Below are 18,208 nucleotides of genomic sequence, written 5' to 3'. Positions count from 1 at the left end.
GATTCATACAGTATAGGGTTTTTATACAGTGTACGGAAGAGGTGACGGTGTAACTCTTTGTCACAAATTCTCAGCGTGCCAGCCATCCGCCATCGACGGCCAGGGTATAGCCGTTAATATAGTCGGCGGCGGCCGAGGCGAGAAACACCACCGGCCCCTGCAGGTCTTTGGGTTCTCCCCAGCGACCGGCGGGAATGCGCTCGAGGATCGCCTGGTTACGTTCTTCATCTTCGCGCAGCGCCTGGGTGTTATTGGTGGCCATATATCCTGGCGCAATGGCGTTGACGTTGATGCGTTGGCCGGCCCATTCGTTGGCCAGCAGACGGGTCAAACCCAGCACGCCGCTTTTCGAGGCGGTGTAGGAGGGGACGCGGATCCCACCCTGAAACGAGAGCATCGAGGCGATGTTAATGATTTTGCCGCCATCGCCCTGGCGAATGAACTGCCTGGCGACCGCCTGGCTGAGAAAGAAAACCGCTTTTAGATTCAGATCGATCACCGCGTCCCAGTCGCTTTCCGTGAAGGTCAGGGCATCATGGCGGCGGATAATCCCGGCGTTATTGACCAGAATATCGACCCGACCCATCGCCGCGACCGCCTGGTCGACCAGCACGCTCATCTCATCCTGAAGGCTGAGATCCGCCTGAATGGCATGAAAGCGGCGACCCAGCGCCTGAACCTGTGCTGCCGTGTCATGGGGAATTTTACGGTTGATGCCGACGATATCGCACCCGGCCTGCGCCAGGCCCAGCGTCATTCCCTGTCCCAGTCCGGTATCGCAACCGGTCACGATGGCGACCTTACCCGTCAGGTCGAAGGCGTTCATTACCATATTCACCTCTGTCAGCTGATCTTCAGGCGTACGATGACGCCACCTGTGACCAGCATAGAGGCAGGAAAACAAAATTACAATAAAAATGAAACGATGTTTTGATTTTATTGCCGGCGGCGTGACAGCGATCGCGTCACCCGCCAGCGTCCTTACCCGAGCAGGGCTTCGGCAGTCAGGGCCTGCAGTGACGGGAGCTTGACGTCCGCCAGCACGAAGCGCGGGTCGCGGCTGTTCTCCGCTTCCGGTACCACGATAGCGCGCATGCGCGCGGCTTTGCTGGCGATCATGCCGTTGACCGAATCCTCCAGCGCGACGCAGCGCTGCGGGTCGACTCCCAGGGCAGCGGCGCAGTTGAGGTATACCTGCGGGTGCGGTTTGCTCCAGGGCAGATGTTCCGCGGAGGCGAGCGCATCAAACTGGTCGCGCAGTTCGAACATGTTGAGCACTTTCTCCAGCATCACCAGCGGCGAGGCCGAGGCCAGGCCCACCTTCAAGCCCTGCGCTTTACACAGGGCCACCGCCTCGCGTACGCCCGGTAGCAGCGGGCGTGAGGCTTCCACCAGCTCGATGGCCCGGCGGATAATGCGCGCGGTGGCTTCTGCGCGATCGACGCCGTGCCACGGCTGCTGGGCATACCACAGATCCACCACAAGGTCGATTCGCAGACCAAGCAGGTCGGGCAGTTCATCGCGGCGGCGGGTATCCACCCCCAGGCTTTCCATGACCTCGACCTCCGCCTGATCCCAGAGCGGCTCAGAGTCAATCAGCAACCCGTCCATATCAAAAATCGCGGCCTCAATGCGGCGCTTCGCTGACATATGTCCTTCTCCTGTTGCGTAATCAGATAAACGAATCGGCATTCATGGTATATCATACCGCGCGTTATTGGGCGAAATTCGCCGTGGAAGATAGACTTATACCCGACACATTCGGGTCAGCGAGGAGCGCCTGCGCCACGCAACAGGCGGCAGGCGAATCACCAACGCGTCTTTAACAAGGGGAACTCATGACGTACCAACAAGCTGGACGCATAGCGGTTATCAAACGCATTTTGGGATGGGTCATCTTTATTCCCGCCGTGCTGTCGACGCTGATTTCTGTCCTCAAATTTATGTATGAGCACAGTGAAAAGAAACCCGGCATTGACGCGGTAATGATGGATTTTGCGCATGTCATGATTGAGATGATGCGCTTTAACACGCCGTTCCTGAACTTTTTCTGGTACAACTCGCCGCTGCCGGATTTCCACCACAGCCTGAACATCGGCTTCTGGATCATCTTCATTCTGGTTTTTGTCGGCATGGCGCTGCAGGCCTCCGGCGCGCGGATGGCGAGGCAGGCGAAATTTCTTCGCGAGGGGATTGAGGATCAGCTGATCCTCGAGCAGGCCAAAGGCGCAGAAGGGTTATCCCGTGAGCAGCTCGCTGAGCGGATCGTGGTACCGCGCCATACCATCCTGGTGCAATATTTCCCGCTGTATGTGCTGCCGGTGATCGTGATTATTATCGGCTACTTCTTCTTCTCGCTGCTGGGCTTTCTGTAAGCCAGGTGCCCGGTTAGCCGGGCACCATATTATTCTGCCGGCAGAGCCCGCGGTTTACCCTGATTATCGACGGCAACGTAGATAAACAGCGCTTCCGTCGCCTTATAGCGCTGGCCAATCGGTTCAGAAGAGACTTTTTTCACCCACACTTCGATGTTAATCGTCACTGAGGTGTTGCCGCGCTTCACGCAGCGGGCGTAGCAGCACACCACGTCGCCGACGGCGACCGGGCGTAAAAAGGTCATCCCATCCACGCGCACGGTCACCACGCGACCCTGAGCGATCTCTTTGGCCATGATGGCGCCCCCGATATCCATCTGCGACATCAGCCAGCCGCCAAAAATATCCCCGTTGGCATTGGTATCCGCCGGCATCGCCAGGGTGCGTAAAACCATTTCGCCCTTCGGGGCAAGATCTGTAGTTGTCATGCTCTACTCTGTTGTGGTCAAAGACGATCAGCGGGATGCTACTATGAAAACGGGGCGGAGAGAATAGGGGAAAGCGCCCGCAGAGGCGGGCGCGGCACTTCAGAAGGAGAGGGTAACGCCGGCATAATACGCGCGGCCAGGCTCATTGTAGGTCGAGGCGCCGGCGTTTTCGCGATACAGTTGTTTATCAAATAGATTACTTATTCCGGCATTCAGGCGAATATCCCGGTTTAGCTGATACTGAGTACCAATACCCACGATGGAATAGGCGCCAACCTCGGTGGTGGCAAGGGTCCCGGTTTCGTTGCGGATCTCCGCATACTGACGCGGCTTCTGACGGCCATAAAGCGTCCAGTTCACATTCGCAGACAGGGCGTCGTTTACCTGCCAGTCGAGCATCGTGTTAACGGTATATTTCGGGATAACCGACAGCGGGTTGCCAGTCTCTTTACTTTCAGATTTGAGCATCCAGGTGGCATTGGTCCGCCAGCTGAGGACATCTCTCAGCACCGGGATCAGCAGATTTCCTTCCAGCCCCTCGACCACGGCTTTGCCGCCGTTCTGCCACTGCAAAATATTATTGCCGCTGGAGGTATAGCCCAGTACCTCTGTTCCGGAGACGATTTTGTTTTTGTAATCGTTGCGAAACCAGGTGACTCCGGCAGCGTAACCATTAAGGTTGAATTCGATACCGATCTCTTTGTTAATACTGATCTCCGGATCGAGGTCAGGGTTGCCCAGCAGATAGCAGCTGCCTTCAGCTATAGTGTTCGGACAACCGTTGCCGCGGGTGGAGAGCAAATAGCCTTCACTGGATTGATAGAGGTTAGGCGCTTTAAACACGCGCGCGATACCGGCCTTCAGCGTGAACATATCGCTCAGCGCCTGAGACAGATTGAGGCTTGGGCTCCAGTTGCTGCCAAACTGATTATGATAATCGAAGCGGATGCCGGGGATCAGGTTGGTGCCAGGCACGGCTTCGATATTATCTTCCAGATAGATACCGGTGAGGGTGGCGCTGTTTTTGGTACTACGTTGCGTAGGGTCGCCCGAGGTCCCAGGGATAGTCTCGCCGTTGCTGTTAGTGGCCTGCATTGATGCCGGGTCGTCGAGCTGATCATGGTTCCATTCCATTCCCAGCGTCAGCGTCTGGTCCGCCAGCCAGAAGAAAGGCACATTGAATTCCGAGGTAGTACGCCAGGATTCCAGACGGCTGGTGGCATAATCCTCACTGTTGATCATGCCCTCGACGCGGCCGGTGGAGCCTTCCTGCAGGCGGGTATTGTTGGTTTTCTCGTAGTAAACACCGGCTTTGGACTGGCCCCAATCCCATAGACCGTTGTAGGTCAGTCCCCAGGACTGGCGATAGAGGCGATTAGTTTCGTGGCCGTACAGGGAGTCCACCAGCCCGTTCGGGCTAAGATTGCCGTTGCTGTACTGGGTATCACCAGCATAGATATTCCCCTGGCGACTATAGGCGTAGCTGAAATCGAGGATCTGTTGCGGGGTCATTTTCCATGACAGCAAGGCGTTAATATCTTTATTGCGTACCCCTTCGCGCCCCGCAGCGTAAGAGCCGTTTTGCGCATGGTTAATATCCCAGGCGTCGGGTTCCGTTTTATTGATATTGCCATACAGGCGCATCGTCAGCGCTTCCCCGGCCAGTGGGCCGCTGAGATTGAAGTTAGCGCGATTGGTCGTGCCTTCCTTGTTGTTTTCCGGCTGGTTGGTAAAGAAAGACAGCGAACCGTGCCAGTTGTTGGTCGGGCGTTTGGTAATGATATTGACCACTCCGCCCGCCGCGCCGGAACCATAGCGCGCGGCTGCCGGACCGCGGAGAACTTCAATCCTTTCGACCATCTCTGCAGGTACCCAGTTGCTGTCGCCCCGGGTATCGCGTTCGCCGCGCCAGCTATAGCGAACCGCGTTACGTGACGTGACCGGTACCCCATCTATCAGGATCAGGGTGTTCTCCGGCCCCATGCCGCGGATATCAATCTGGCGGTTGTTGCCCCGACTGCCGCTGGCGCTGTTGCCGGTCAAGTTCACCCCGGGCATTTTACGGATGATGTCTGAGAGATCGTTGACCGGCGGCTGCTTAGCAATATCATCTGCCGTGATAATCGACACCCCGGGCTGTTGCTTAAGCACCTCTTCCGCCGTACTGCGCACAATCATCGTTTCGGTATCTTGTTCTGATTCTTCAGCAAAGGCGTTAGGAGCGAGGAGACTGGATATGACCAGCGCCAGGGTCGTGGGGACAGAATATTGCGGCGATCTCATGTAAATATCCTTTTTAAAGTAATGCAAAATGAGATCGAGAATATTAATGATAACCATTATCATTACAATGTAACGAGATGAATCTCCATAAAATCCTCACAATTACCGCAACTTTTTATGCAGTTGAGAGAAATCGTGAAGAGAGCCTGCACAGTGTGACCGGAAAGTTGTCAGCGTATGCGCTGAGGTTGTGTGGCTGCAGGGAATGTTTGCCAGCGCAGTGAGATTATAGGGGGCGAGCGCGGCGCGCGATGGCGCGCCGGCGGAGGCGTTAGTGGTGGTCGTCCTGCGGCATATGGCGGTAGATGTAGATCCCGCTCAGCAGGGTAAAGACCAGCGTGAGGGCGGTTAAGCCAAAGACCTTGAAGTTCACCCAGATATTCTGCGGCAGCCAGAAGGCGATATAGATATTGGCCAGCCCGCAAAGGATAAAGAACACCGCCCAGGCCAGGTTAAGCCGCGACCAGACCTGCTGCGGCAGGGCCAGCTCTTTGCCCAGCATGCGCTGGATCAACGGCTTTTTCATCACCCACTGGCTGAACAGCAGCGCGCCAGCGAACAGGGCATAGATCACCGTCACCTTCCATTTAATAAACTCATCATTGTGGAAGAAGAGAGTTAACCCGCCGAAGACGGCCACCAGCACAAAGGTGATCAGCGCCATTTTTTCGACTTTACGGTAGCGTACCCAGCTGTAGATCAGCACGATAGCGGTCGCGACGATCAGCGCGGTGGTGGCGGCGTAGATATCGTAAAGCTTATAGAAGGCAAAGAAGACCACCAGCGGTAAAAAATCCAGAAACTGCTTCATACATCGATCCCGTCTTTCAGGACGGACCGGGGAAGACCCCGATCCTGGTTAAGATTAGTTGCGGATAAGCATATACACGCGGAATAAATAGATCAGCAACAGGGCGGATATCAGGTTGCTGATGGTATTGATGACCACCGCGCCGACGTTTGGCGTCAGGACAGCAAAGCTGGAAGCGAACAGTAACAGCAGGGTTTTTGCCACCAGCCAGCCAATGATAGCCGGCGCCACCAGCCGCAGATTGGCCCACGCCAGACGCATGCTGCTGCGCATGGCGCTGAGGATACCCATTTTGTCCTGCACCAGCATGATCGGCGCAAAGGCCAGCACGATGGCCAGCAGCACGCCGGGCACCAGGACCAGCATCATCCCCATCTGCACCAGGAAGGTAGTGAAGAGGATCAACAGCAGCAGCTTCGGCAGCACCGGGGCTGAGGCGCCGATGGCACGCAGGGCGCTAACGCGATGACCGGCGGAGACCAGCTGGATCAGCAGCAGAACGCCGCCGGCGAGGATCGCATTGCCCACCAGACCCGAGAAGGTTGATGCCGCCGAGGCGCGCAGCAGAACCTGCTGCTGCTCCGGCGTCATGTTCTGCACCAGCTCAAACAGCCCGGCGCTACCGGCGAGGTTATCGCCTTCGCTGAGTATCGACAGCTGCTCGTCACTGGGTGAAAAGGCATGGCCAAGTACTACCGTAATAAACGCGCACAACAGCGCAATCAGCAAAATGGTAATGAACTGATTACGAAAAAAATTCCCGGTGTCACGGTAGACGGACTTCGCCGTGATAGACATGCATTCTCCTTGAGTGTCGCAGGTGTTAACTAGCCGGCGATTGTACCGCAAATCGTTCCGTCGTAGCACTCTCTGCACCATTCAGGGCAGGTATATCTTTGTAAAGAGGCCGCAATGGCGGTAGGCCATAGTGCGCCCGCGCCCGGTTGCAGGCGTCATTTTCCTCACCATTCTCACCGGACATGGCGAATTCGCGGCACGGTGAGGGACGGTTTTCATAAATAGTGCAGTGGACGGCGTCACCGATGTCGCCTGACAGCGCCGCGCAGCGGCTCTGACGCTGGTTGGTGCCGCTCATGCAGCGCAGGAAAGGGGTCAGCGGCTCGGTCAGCGCGGAAGGCACCAGGCCACCCGCGTCGTCGGCTTCCGCCCAGTAGAAAGAGACACGAAAATACGCACAACAGGCACCGCACGTCATGCACGGGTTGATTTCACTCATAATTACACCTGAAAAAAACGCATCAACACAGATTGTCGGCAGTTAACTTATCCAGCCGCTTTTGCGGCGGCAAGAGGGGGAGAAATATTTTTTTCACGGAAAGTGAAAATTGATGTGAGAAGGATTCAGGGTGTTTCGATCGGTAGCAAAAATTAATCTGGATCAATAAATGTTAAATCTAAGGTTTTAGTGTGATCTAAAACAGATCAAACGTAACTCGTTATAGGTATATTTGGCCGCGCTGAAAAACCATAATGAGGAAGTGGATATGAAGAAGTTAGCAGCGGCGGCATTAATTCTTAGCACGCTTTCCACCGGCAGCGTCTGGGCGCATGAAGCGGGTGAATTTTTCATTCGTGCCGGGACCGCCACCGTCCGACCGACGGAGGGCTCTGACAATGTGTTAGGCAGCCTTGGCAGTTTCAACGTCAGTAACAATACCCAACTGGGTTTAACCTTTACCTATATGGCCACCGATAACATCGGCGTGGAGCTGCTGGCGGCAACGCCGTTCCGCCATAAGGTCGGCACCGGGCCAACCGGGACTATCGCCACCGTCCATCAGTTGCCGCCCACCCTGATGGCGCAGTGGTACTTTGGCGATGCGCAAAGCAAGGTGCGCCCGTACGTGGGGGCGGGTATTAACTACACCACCTTCTTTAATGAAGACTTTAACGATACCGGCAAGGCGGCCGGGCTTTCCGATCTGAGCCTGAAGGACTCCTGGGGCGCGGCGGGGCAGGTCGGCCTCGATTATCTGATTAACCGTGACTGGCTGCTGAATATGTCGGTGTGGTACATGGATATCGACACCGATGTGAAATTCAAAGCCGGCGGCGTGGACCAGAAAGTCAGCACCCGTCTGGATCCGTGGGTGTTTATGTTCTCCGCGGGTTATCGATTTTAAATCCTGCTGAAAACTGGCCAACGGATGGCCAGTTCATTGTCACGTCACACCTGTCTGCCGCAAGCCTTCGCCATCGATAGCGGATCACACTTCCGTCCACTGGCGCAGCAGGTTGTGATACATGTTGAGCAGGGAGAGGACCTCTTCTCCGTCGCCAAAGCGGGCCTTCAGAGACTGGATGGTGCGGTCCAGGTCGTAAAGCATCGCGCGCTGCTTATCGTCGCGGACCATCGACTGGATCCACAGGAAAGAGGCCTGACGTACGCCGCGGGTAACCGGGGTGACGCAGTGCAGGCTGCTGGCGGGATAGAGCACCAGATGCCCGGCCGGGAGCTTCACCCGGTGCTGGCCATAGGTGTCTTCAATCACCAGTTCACCGCCCTCATAGCTCTCCGGCTCGCAAAGAAACAGCGTCGCTGACAGGTCAGTGCGCATCCAGCCCGCCTCGCCGTTCTGGCGAACGGCGCCATCGACATGAAAACCGTAGGTCTCCCCTGGCCCATAGCGGTTAAACAACGGTGCGGAAATCGTCCGCGGCAGCGCGGCGGAAAAAAACTGCGGGTGGCCGCGCAGCGCGTCGAGCACGGCGGCTTGCAGGCGGGCATACAGCGGCGTACGGGTATCGATCTGTTGGTTCTGTTTGACGGCCGCCCCCTGGCTGCCCACCGTAACCCGTCCGTCGACCCACTCGGCCTGCGCCAGCTGCCGGGTAAATTCCGCCACCTGGTCTGCCGATAGCACGTCAGGAATGTGATACATCATCGCGGTGTTCTCTCTAAAAGGTGGGGCGCAACGGCCCCACGCACAGACTCAGAAGTGGACGTTCGCCGTCAGCATAAAGGTACGGGGTTCGCCCGGATGATAGCGATAGCCGCTCTTGTTGATGGAGGCCACGTAATCGGTATCAAACAGGTTGTACATATTGAGCTGCAGATCGAGGTTGCTGTTGACCCGATAGCCCAGTTTGGCGTCGGCGACCCAGTAGCCCTCGGTGTGATCCGGGGTACCGACCGCGCCATCGCTGCCCCGGCGCAGGCTTCCGACATAGCGCACACCGCCGCCGACGGACAAATCGCTGGTGGCCTGATACTGCGTCCACAGCGTAAAGGCATGTTTCGGAGTGTAGGCCAGCGCGGAAGAACCATCCTGCGCCACATTCTGCCCCTCCGTCACCGTCGCATGCTGCTGCGTGTAGCCGGCGATGATCGTCCAGTCCGGGGTCAGGTTTCCGGTCGCGGAGAGCTCATACCCCTCCACGCGCTTTTTGCCGTACTGCGACCAGGTTCCGTCATCGTTGGCGGCCACTTCGTTTTCAATATCGGTACGGAATAACGCCGCGCTGAGCAGCAGACGGTTGTTGAAGATTTGCCACTTGGTGCCCAGCTCGCTGGATTTCGCCTTCTGTGGCTTAAAGTCGGTTCGGTTGGCGCTGTTGCCGCTACCGCTGGCGGCCAGGGCGAAACTGCTGCCCCCCGGCGGCTGCTGTGAGATGGCGTAGTTGACGTAGACATTGCCCTGCTCGGTTAAGCGGTACAGTGCCCCGGCTTTCCAGTTAACCAGATTGCCGGATTTGGCGGTATCCACGGTGGTGACCGGGCTGCCCGTCGACTGGCCGGGCGGGCAGGCGATAGCCCCGCGTCCGCTGCCGCCGCAGGCGGTGGCGCTGTCATATTTAGTATGATAATTGTCGAGACGTAGCCCGCCGTTGACCTCAATCCGTTCGGTCAGCGTCAGCGTATCGAAGGCATAAATCCCGAAGGTATCGGTCTGGCCGTTGGCGTTCGCCCCGTTTCTGTCCAGCCCGCCAATCGACAGGTTGCTCACCGGATGGTAGAGATTCACCGCCGGCGCGGTCATGGCGTTAACGCCATAGTTGGTCTGGTTTTCCCGGGTAAACTCCACGCCGGCGCTGACGTCATGGCCTATCGAGCCGGTATTGAAGGTCGAGGTGATATTGGTCTGGTTGGTCAGAATGCGGTTGCTGACATCTTTGGTATTAACCAGACGCGACCAGCTCCAGGTGTTGACGTCATTGATATCGGGGGCGGTGATATTGCTCGCGCCGCCCATCACCGCGGTCAAAAGATACTCCTGTTTCACCCGCGACCAACGGGTGGTATTGCGCACGGTGGTATTGTCCGTCAGATCGTGTTCGAAGCGCAGGGTGCCGCTGTCGGTGGTGGATTTATCATAATCGGAGTCGGTGCCATAGAAATTGTTGGTATCCACCTTCCCGGCGGAATTGAGCGCGGCATATTTCGGCGAAGGTGCCGAATAGCCCGGCAGGCCGACGGTGGGGATCCCGCCATCCGGGGTGTTGTTCTGCCGGACGTGCAGATAGTTCAGATACAGACGAGTTGGGGTATCGAGTCCGAAGGCCAGCGATGGCGCGATGCCATAGCGTTCGTTTTCAATGCGGTCCCGACCGGCGTCATGAGTTTTTTCCCCCATCAGGTTCAGACGGAACGCGGCGTTGTCGCTAAACGCCTGGTTCAGGTCGAGCGTTCCCCGACGCGACCAGGCGCTGCCGATGCTGGCCGAACCGTCGATCCCGGAGTCAAGGCGCGGCTGCTTGCTGATCATATTGATCGATCCGGAGGGCGCGCTGCGGCCATAGTCCGTGCCGGCGGGTCCTTTGATGACTTCCACCTGCTGGGTATTGAAGGTATCGCGCGTCACACTGCCGATGTCGCGGATGCCGTCCACATAGATGCTGTTAGAGGTATCCACGCCGCGCATGTAGATGGCATCCCCGGTGGTTGAACTGCCATTCTCGCCGGCATAAAACGCCCCGACGCCGGGGACGTTTTTGAGGGCGTCAGTCAGGTTGGTGACGCCCTGATCTTTAATCACCTGTTCCGGGATCACGGTGATGGTGCGGGTGGTATCGACCAGCGGTTTATTGAACTTGGGATCGGCGGAGGCGCCGGGAGAGTAGAGTGAGGGCGGAGTGGCTTCCACCACCAGCGTCTCTTCACTATTTTTGACTGATTTTTCCGCTGCGGTGCCCGTTGCCGGTGAGGCCCCCAGACACAGACCCGTAAACAATGCCAATGAGTTGAAACTGCCAAACGGCAGAGAAGCGTTTTTTTCCATGATAAATGCAGGCTTATTTTTTGTTATGAGCACATACCACACCGCGCAAAAGCGACGTTTTTCGTCGTCTGGCTTGCGCTGACCCGGTGTGATTCTATAAATGATAAAAAGAATAGTTATCATTCGCCTTAATATTTACATAGAAATGTTGACGTTTAAACATATTTCTTCATCGCGATTTACATAGTTCATAAATTTTGAACGAAAAGGGCGGGGATGAAGCAAAAGAGCGGCTGGAAGAGGCCGATGACAGGCCGCGCCGCGAGGTGACAGGCGCCAGGGCTAACCCGGCGCTTCGTGGTTTTTGGCATAAAAGATGCCCTCCTTCTGCGCGAGGAGAACGCCGTTCTGGAAATTGGTGTAATGAAAAATAGCGGCCCACCGATCCCTCTGCAGGCACTGTTCCGCGACCGCGTTATTGGAGGGACGACCAGCGAGCGTTCTCCCGCCGCGTGACGGAGAACAATGCCGCGCCGTATGTCGTCTGGAGCAGGCGCCGGGCCACTGCTGGCTGCGGCAACTGGTGCGTGAGGTGTGTCGCCAGTAAAAAAAAGCCCGCACAAGTGCGGGCAAAAATACTGGAAGCAATGTGAGCAATGTCGTACTGAATACCTGAGTTATTTACTCAACTATTCAGTAATGAGAAAGATAATATTTCTCATTTAAGATATCAACCCCATCTTTTGTGCGGAAGCGATTTTTTATCCGAGGGTGAAAACCGTACGCTTCTGACTGTCGTCCCGCGGCCAGGCCGCCGCGATCTCCTGCAGCGGCCGCGGGGTGGTGGCGATGGTGAATTTACCCGGCACCGCCGCCTGCAGCATTTCACCTGTCGCCGCCAGCAGCTGCGGCATCGACAGGCTACCGATACCGCTGCCCATCAGCACGAGCGGTGCGGAACGCAGAACTGCGCCATTTAACGCGATATCGGCGCCAGCCAGGGACCCCACCTGCACATAGCGCACCGGTCTGCCGGCTGGGGTATATTTCGCCAGGGCCGGCAATAACACTTCCGCGCTGTGTCCCCACAGGTAATCGATGACCACGTCAATCTGCGCAGCGCTGGTCGCTGAAAATTGCCCGCTCAAGGTTTTATCATCAGCGGTTAACTGAATACACTCATCGGCGTCCAGCGCCGCCAGCGTCTGCGCATTCCGTCCGGTTGCAATGATTCTTTTCGCTCCCAGATAGCGGGCAATCTGCACCGCCAACTGACCGGCGCTGCCGGTGGCGCCGTTAATCAGCACCGTTTCACCGGCCTGGATCTGGGCGCGAGTCACCAGAGACGCCCACGCGGACATGCCGGGATTGGCCATCGCCGCGGCGCTAACATCATCGAGCGCATCCGGCACCGGCAGGCAACTCTGCAGGGCAACCGGCGCCTGCTGCGCCATACTGCCGAAGGGGACGGTGGGGAAGGCGAAATAGACGCGCTGGCCCTGAGGTGTGGTGCCGACGCCATCGATACCGGGCACAAAGGGCAGATTGCCGTCGAAGCTGTAATGGCGTCCGGATGCGCGGGCCTTAACCACATGGCTCAGCGCGGCGGCGCGGACGTCAATGATCGTCTGGCCGGGCGCGGGCTGCGGGTCGATAAAATCGGCCCAAACCGGGCCTTCTGCGAGGTCAAAAACCACGGCTGCTTTCATAAATTATCTCCTGTCGGGAATTATGTGTAAAATACACATATTGTTTGCAGCACTATACGCGGAAAATTAATATATGCAAGATGCACATAATGACTACGACATTACCGACTTTCACGGCGCGCTACTGGATATCATCAGCGTGATGAACCAGCCGCTGCGCGACGAGCAAATCCTCCAGGCGGCCGGCGTCCAGCTGGAACAGATGCTGTTTCCGCTGCTGGTGGCGGTAGGACGCCATGGCCCGGTGGGAGTTGTTGAGCTGGCGGATCATTTAGGGCGCGATTACACCACCGTCAGCCGCCAGGTGAAAAAACTGGAAGCCCAGGGACTCGCCTGTAAGCAATCTAACCGTCATGACCGACGGATCAGCGAAGTGACGCTTAGCGCCAGCGGACAACAGATGATCGACAGTATTGCGGTAGCGCGGCGGCGGTTAATGAATCAGGTGCTGGCGCAGTGGCCGGAAGAGGAGGTGCAAGCGCTGTTTCGCTTAACGCGCAAATACGCCGACAGTTTGCAGCAACCGAGCTAAATTCTCGCGTGCTGCCGCCCTGGCGCAACAATCATCTTGTTCGTCACAAATCACGGGTCAGCTCGTCGATGTTGTCGGAAAGTATCTCCAGCAGGGATCGTACATAGATATTGTTATTTCCCTGATGCCACATCGCGCTGAGGGGAAGGCCTTCGATATGTTTTTTGGGCGTGAGCGCAAGGTATTTCACGCCGTCCGCATTCATGTCTTTATAGGACGCAGGCACCAGAGCAATGCCGAGTCCTGCGGCAACAAAACTCAGGATAGTCTGCTTCTCTTCAGCATACTGCGCGATAACAGGCATGCTGCCACCTTCCTTGAAAATATTCATTGTCAGGTCATGGCTGTGACGCCGGGTGCGTCTTTCCGGCAAGATAACAGGCTCGTGCCGAAAGTCATCGATACTGACTTCATCATAACTGACCAGCCGGTGGTTAGTGGGCACGGCGAGCACGCAAGTTTCATTGGCGATAAATCGCGTTGTCAGCATGGCATCAATGTGTTCCGGCGGGCGCACAAAAACCACATCCAGCCACCCTGAAATGAGTCGGGGGATAAGTTTGTGAGATTTATCTTCTGTAAGATGAATATCTGCTTCAGGAAAACGCCTGACGAAAAGATTAAGCAATTCAGGAAGTAATCCTTTGGCTGCGCTGTCGATAGCCCCGATCCGCAACGTTCTTTTCTGCAACAGGCTATTTTTCCGGAATCGCTGCCGTAGCGCATCGAAATCAGCAATGACCGTTTTGGCCTCATTTAAAAAGGCGGCGCCTTCAGGTGTTAGCGACACGTTGCGGGTCGATCGATTCAGTAGCCTGATCCCCAAATCATCTTCCAGCAGTTTGATGAAGCGACTCAGTGACGCAGGCATCATTTCGAGTTTACGGGCAGCCCGGCCAAAGTGAAGCTCATCACCTAATACCACAAAGCAACGTAGCTGATTTATATCCATTTTTTCACCAAAACCTGATTATACAAATTATTTATATAAAGCTGTGCCGATGATAAAGCGGTTCAAAACTTCATACTGGGATTATTACAAAACGATAACAACCCTACATCACTATGGAGCATCCCGTCATGAATAACGACCTCGAAAAGAAGGTGATGCGCAAAGTTACCCTGCGCATTATTCCTTTCATCATGCTGCTGTACTTCATTGCCTTCCTTGACCGCGTCAATATTGGCTTTGCCGCCCTGACCATGAACCAGGACCTGGGGTTTTCACCCACCGTTTTTGGGCTGGGCGCCGGCATTTTCTTCCTGGGTTACTTTCTGTTTGAGGTGCCGTCAAACTTAATTCTCCATAAAGTGGGTGCCCGTATCTGGATCGCCCGCGTCATGATCACCTGGGGGTTCGTCTCTGGCTGCATGGCTTTTGTGCAGGGCACGACGAGCTTCTACATTCTGCGTTTTCTGCTCGGCGTGGCGGAAGCCGGTTTCTTCCCGGGTATCATTCTCTATCTCAGCTACTGGTTTCCTGCCGCCAGGCGTGCGCAGGTCACTGCCATCTTTATGGCCGCAGCTCCCCTGTCGACAGCACTGGGATCGCCGGTTTCGGCCGCACTGCTGGAGATGCATGGCTTCCTTGGCTACGCCGGCTGGCAGTGGATGTTTGTACTGGAAGCTTTGCCGGCGCTGGTGCTCGGTGTTGTGGTTCTGTTCTTCCTGACGGATCGTCCGGCCAAGGCCAAATGGCTGACTGATCAAGAGCGTGCCTGGCTGGAAAACACCATGCATGCCGAGGAGCGGGCGCGGGCGGCAAAACAGAGCCATTCCAGCGCATGGCGGGGACTGGCGGATATACGCGTCCTGGCGCTGGCGCTGGTCTATTTCGGTACCTCCGCCGGGCTGTATACGCTTGGCATCTGGTCCCCGCAGATTATTCGCAGTTTCGGTGCTTCCTCGCTGGAGATTGGTTTCCTGAACGCTTTTCCGGCGGTGATCGGCGTCATCGCCATGATCCTCTGGGCGCGTCATTCCGATCGAACCAAAGAGCGCAGCTGGCACGTCATTGGCGCCTGCCTGCTGGCGGTTGCCGGGCTGATATACGCCGGTAACGTCAGCACATTGTTTACCGTGATGCTTGCCTTAACGCTGGTCACTGTGGGGATTAGCGCATCAAAACCCCCTCTGTGGAGCATGCCAACCCTGTTCCTCAGCGGCCCGGCTGCGGCCGCTGGCATTGCCGCTATCAACTCCATCGGCAACCTCGGCGGTTTCGTCGGCCCGATGATGATTGGCGTGATCCGCGAGCAAACCGGTAGCTACAGCTGGGGCCTGTATTTTGTCGCCGGATTGCTGGCGCTCTCGGCCCTCGTGGTCGTGATTCTTTCTGCCAGAGCGAACAAATCACCGACGGCAGAGCTTCCACATCCTCATACTCATTAACTGGAGAAGTAACGATGCGTCACTACAAAATTGCTGCCATCCCTGCGGACGGTATCGGACCGGAAGTCATTTCGGCAGGTATTGAAGTCTTGCACGCGCTGACGCGCCACGATCCGCAACTGAAATTTGATATAGAGACCTTTGACTGGGGGTCAGACTATTACAAAAAACATGGCGTGATGATGCCGGAAGAAGGACTGAACATGCTGAAAGCATTCGATGCCATTTACTTCGGCGCGGTGGGGGCACCGGATGTCCCTGACCACATCACACTCTGGGGCCTGCGGCTGCCTATTTGCCAGGGCTTTGACCAGTACGCCAATGTGCGACCCACCAAAATTCTGCCGGGCGTCACCTCACCGCTGCGCAACCGCGGGCCTGGCGATCTTGACTGGGTCATCGTGCGCGAAAACTCCGAAGGTGAATATTCTGGTAACGGCGGCCGTACGCACCGTGGTTTACCTGAAGAAGTCGGTACCGAAGTGGCAATCTTTACCCGTGTTGGGGTGACACGCATTATGCGCTATGCCTTCAGACTGGCGCAGTCCCGTCCACGTAAGCTGCTGACCGTGGTGACCAAATCCAACGCCCAGCGCCATGGTATGGTGATGTGGGATGAGATTGCCGCTGAAGTGGCGCAGGAATTCCCGGATGTGCAGTGGGACAAAATGTTGGTCGATGCCATGACGCACCGTATGACGTTGCATCCCCAGACCCTGGATACCATCGTTGCCACCAATCTGCACGCCGATATCCTTTCCGATCTGGCTGGCGCGCTGGCGGGTAGTCTGGGCGTAGCGCCGACCGCGAATATTGATCCTGAACGCCGCTTCCCTTCCATGTTCGAACCGATCCATGGTTCCGCATTCGATATCACCGGCAAAGGGATTGCGAACCCCATTGCCACTTTCTGGACCGCGGTACAGATGCTTGAACATCTGGGCGAACGCCATGCCGCTGCGCTGATTATGGAAAGCATTGAGTATGTGTGTGAAAAAGGCATTCTGACGCCAGATGTCGGTGGCTCAGCCAATACCGCGGAGGTGACACGCGCCGTGGTGCACTACATTGACGCTAAAGCTGACATTGCCGAGACCGCATAACCATGAATAACGAACAGGCTGCAGAGATCCTGCAGGATATCTTTCAACATGCGGTCAACAGTGCCCGCGCCGGGCCGGTGACCCTGGCTAACCTGCCGGAAAAACCTCGCGGCCGTTGTGTGGTGATCGGTGCGGGTAAAGCGTCCGCGGCAATGGCGGCTGCCGTGGATGCGGCCTGGCCGGATGTGGCGGTGTCGGGCGTGGTGGTGACGCGTTACGGTTACGCGGTTCCTGCGGGCCGCATCCGCATTATTGAGGCGGCTCATCCCGTATCAGATGCCATGAGCGAGGTTGCCGCAATGCTGATTGTGGAGACGCTGCGCGGTTTAACTGCCGATGATCTGGTGCTGGCATTGATTTCAGGGGGAGGATCGGCGCTGATGGCGCTGCCCGCCCCGGGGTTAACGCTGGCAGATAAGCAGACCATCACCCGGGCCCTGCTCCATAGCGGGGCCAGCATCAAAGAGATGAATCTGGTACGTCGTCATCTCTCAGCGGTGAAAGGCGGAAAGCTGGCGACCATGGCGCAACCAGCGCGCATCGTATCACTGATTATCAGCGATGTGCCTGGCGATGATCCGACGGACGTAGCGTCTGGCCCCACCGTTGCCGATAACAGCGCACCACGTGATGCGCTCCGGGTACTGCAGCGGTATGGCATTGCGATCCCGAAGCCCGTTAGCGAACGGCTAAACCAGCCGGCCGGCCCGGTGGAAAACGCCGCGACAGGCGAGGTCAGGCTTATCGCCACGCCGGCGATGGCGTTAGCGGCGGCGGGGCTGGCCGCACGACAACATGGGCTCACCCCCCTTATTTTGGGGGATGCGATAGAAGGTGAAAGCAGGGAAGTGGCGGTGGTCATGGCCGGTATGGCGAAATCGGCGAAGCAGTATGGTCACCCGATTTCAGGGCCTGCTGTACTGTTGTCAGGTGGCGAAACCACGGTGACAGTAAACAACACTCCGCCTGGAAAAGGGGGCCGCAATACCGAGTTTTTACTCAGTCTGGCCTGTGCGCTCCAGGGGGAACACGGTATCTGGGCCATGGCGGGAGATAGCGATGGTATTGATGGCACAGAAGATGCCGCAGGTGCGATCGTCTTCCCGGATACGCTTGCGCGCGGCAAGCTGAGCGGTCTTAATGCAGTGCAATATCTGGATGGCCATGATAGTTACTGCTATTTTCACGCGCTTAATGATTTGCTGATCACCGGCCCGACGTTAACCAACGTCAATGATATTCGGGCAATATTGATTGCCTGACTGTATCGCTCTCCTGTGCCAGGGAGAGCGATATTTTTCCCTTTCAACATAGTTCAAATCTTCGGCATCCGCCCGCCATCCATTTCCACGTTAAAGCGCATCGCCTGGCGCCAAGGTGTCGATCATCGTTCCGT

General features: G+C 56.7%; 17 protein-coding genes. 6 read left to right on the top strand and 11 right to left on the bottom strand.

From position 1 onward, the window contains the following. Positions 1-70: 70 nt before the first annotated feature. On the bottom strand, positions 71-832 hold the full coding sequence (kduD, locus tag SP68_RS15195; protein ID WP_022065120.1) for a 2-dehydro-3-deoxy-D-gluconate 5-dehydrogenase KduD: 762 nt from the start codon (positions 830-832) through the stop codon (positions 71-73). A gap of 149 nt (positions 833-981) precedes the next feature. Further along, entirely contained in the window at positions 982-1,650 is a 669-nt protein-coding gene (gene hxpB / locus SP68_RS15190) for a hexitol phosphatase HxpB (protein ID WP_012968454.1), read from the bottom strand. A gap of 188 nt (positions 1,651-1,838) precedes the next feature. Here hxpB and SP68_RS15185 point away from each other — a divergent pair, with 188 nt between their 5' ends. Further along, positions 1,839-2,375, top strand: coding sequence for a YniB family protein (locus SP68_RS15185; protein WP_008807758.1), 537 nt, complete (start codon positions 1,839-1,841; stop codon positions 2,373-2,375). A gap of 29 nt (positions 2,376-2,404) precedes the next feature. Here SP68_RS15185 and yciA read toward each other — a convergent pair whose 3' ends face one another. From yciA to SP68_RS15160, 5 genes are all read right to left on the bottom strand, one after another. Beyond that, positions 2,405-2,803 (bottom strand): acyl-CoA thioester hydrolase YciA, encoded by a 399-nt coding sequence (yciA, locus tag SP68_RS15180; protein WP_008807759.1) that lies wholly within the window; start codon positions 2,801-2,803, stop codon positions 2,405-2,407. Positions 2,804-2,902: 99 nt separating this feature from the next. Beyond that, the gene (locus tag SP68_RS15175; RefSeq protein WP_032730986.1) at positions 2,903-5,086 is read right to left on the bottom strand and encodes a TonB-dependent siderophore receptor; all 2,184 of its coding nucleotides are present in this window, start codon (positions 5,084-5,086) and stop codon (positions 2,903-2,905) included. A gap of 271 nt (positions 5,087-5,357) precedes the next feature. Next, positions 5,358-5,897, bottom strand: a complete 540-nt coding sequence (locus tag SP68_RS15170; protein WP_008807761.1) for a septation protein A — start codon at positions 5,895-5,897, stop codon at positions 5,358-5,360. Between the two features lie 54 nt (positions 5,898-5,951). Continuing rightward, positions 5,952-6,695, bottom strand: a complete 744-nt coding sequence (locus SP68_RS15165; RefSeq protein ID WP_008807762.1) for a YciC family protein — start codon at positions 6,693-6,695, stop codon at positions 5,952-5,954. 25 nt (positions 6,696-6,720) lie between these two features. Continuing rightward, complete coding sequence (locus tag SP68_RS15160; protein WP_022065851.1) at positions 6,721-7,134, bottom strand: YkgJ family cysteine cluster protein; 414 nt, start codon at positions 7,132-7,134, stop codon at positions 6,721-6,723. 268 nt (positions 7,135-7,402) lie between these two features. Here SP68_RS15160 and ompW point away from each other — a divergent pair, with 268 nt between their 5' ends. Beyond that, complete coding sequence (ompW, locus tag SP68_RS15155) at positions 7,403-8,041, top strand: outer membrane protein OmpW (protein WP_012542066.1); 639 nt, start codon at positions 7,403-7,405, stop codon at positions 8,039-8,041. Between the two features lie 84 nt (positions 8,042-8,125). Here the strand turns inward: ompW and ybiX are convergent, their stop codons facing one another. The 3 genes from ybiX to SP68_RS15140 all read right to left on the bottom strand — a co-directional run bounded on the left by ybiX (position 8,126) and on the right by SP68_RS15140 (position 12,786). After that, the gene (ybiX, locus tag SP68_RS15150; protein ID WP_008807765.1) at positions 8,126-8,803 is read right to left on the bottom strand and encodes a PKHD-type hydroxylase YbiX; all 678 of its coding nucleotides are present in this window, start codon (positions 8,801-8,803) and stop codon (positions 8,126-8,128) included. A gap of 48 nt (positions 8,804-8,851) precedes the next feature. Further along, complete coding sequence (locus SP68_RS15145) at positions 8,852-11,137, bottom strand: catecholate siderophore receptor Fiu (protein WP_040975834.1); 2,286 nt, start codon at positions 11,135-11,137, stop codon at positions 8,852-8,854. Between the two features lie 701 nt (positions 11,138-11,838). Further along, positions 11,839-12,786, bottom strand: coding sequence for a quinone oxidoreductase family protein (locus SP68_RS15140; RefSeq protein WP_022065854.1), 948 nt, complete (start codon positions 12,784-12,786; stop codon positions 11,839-11,841). Between the two features lie 73 nt (positions 12,787-12,859). Between SP68_RS15140 and SP68_RS15135 the strand changes: the two genes are divergently transcribed. After that, a complete protein-coding gene (locus tag SP68_RS15135; protein ID WP_040975836.1) occupies positions 12,860-13,318 on the top strand; it encodes a MarR family winged helix-turn-helix transcriptional regulator in 459 nt (152 codons plus the stop codon). A 43-nt stretch (positions 13,319-13,361) separates the two neighbouring features. On the opposite strand, the gene SP68_RS15130 is transcribed toward SP68_RS15135, so the two are convergent. Beyond that, entirely contained in the window at positions 13,362-14,270 is a 909-nt protein-coding gene (locus SP68_RS15130) for a LysR family transcriptional regulator (RefSeq protein WP_012542062.1), read from the bottom strand. 128 nt (positions 14,271-14,398) lie between these two features. Here SP68_RS15130 and SP68_RS15125 point away from each other — a divergent pair, with 128 nt between their 5' ends. From SP68_RS15125 to SP68_RS15115, 3 genes are read left to right on the top strand one after another with little or no spacing between them, the layout of a single operon-like run. Further along, positions 14,399-15,709: an MFS transporter gene (locus tag SP68_RS15125; protein WP_022065856.1), complete on the top strand. Its 1,311-nt coding sequence runs from the start codon at positions 14,399-14,401 to the stop codon at positions 15,707-15,709. Positions 15,710-15,723: 14 nt separating this feature from the next. Next, positions 15,724-16,812, top strand: a complete 1,089-nt coding sequence (locus SP68_RS15120) for a tartrate dehydrogenase (RefSeq protein WP_002901724.1) — start codon at positions 15,724-15,726, stop codon at positions 16,810-16,812. Between the two features lie 2 nt (positions 16,813-16,814). After that, complete coding sequence (locus tag SP68_RS15115; RefSeq protein ID WP_022065857.1) at positions 16,815-18,074, top strand: glycerate kinase type-2 family protein; 1,260 nt, start codon at positions 16,815-16,817, stop codon at positions 18,072-18,074. The last annotated feature ends 134 nt before the right edge of the window (positions 18,075-18,208 follow it).

The organism is Klebsiella variicola (genome assembly GCF_000828055.2).
In the GTDB taxonomy this organism is placed as follows: domain Bacteria; phylum Pseudomonadota; class Gammaproteobacteria; order Enterobacterales; family Enterobacteriaceae; genus Klebsiella; species Klebsiella variicola.
This window is presented reverse-complemented; position numbering and strand designations above follow the sequence as displayed.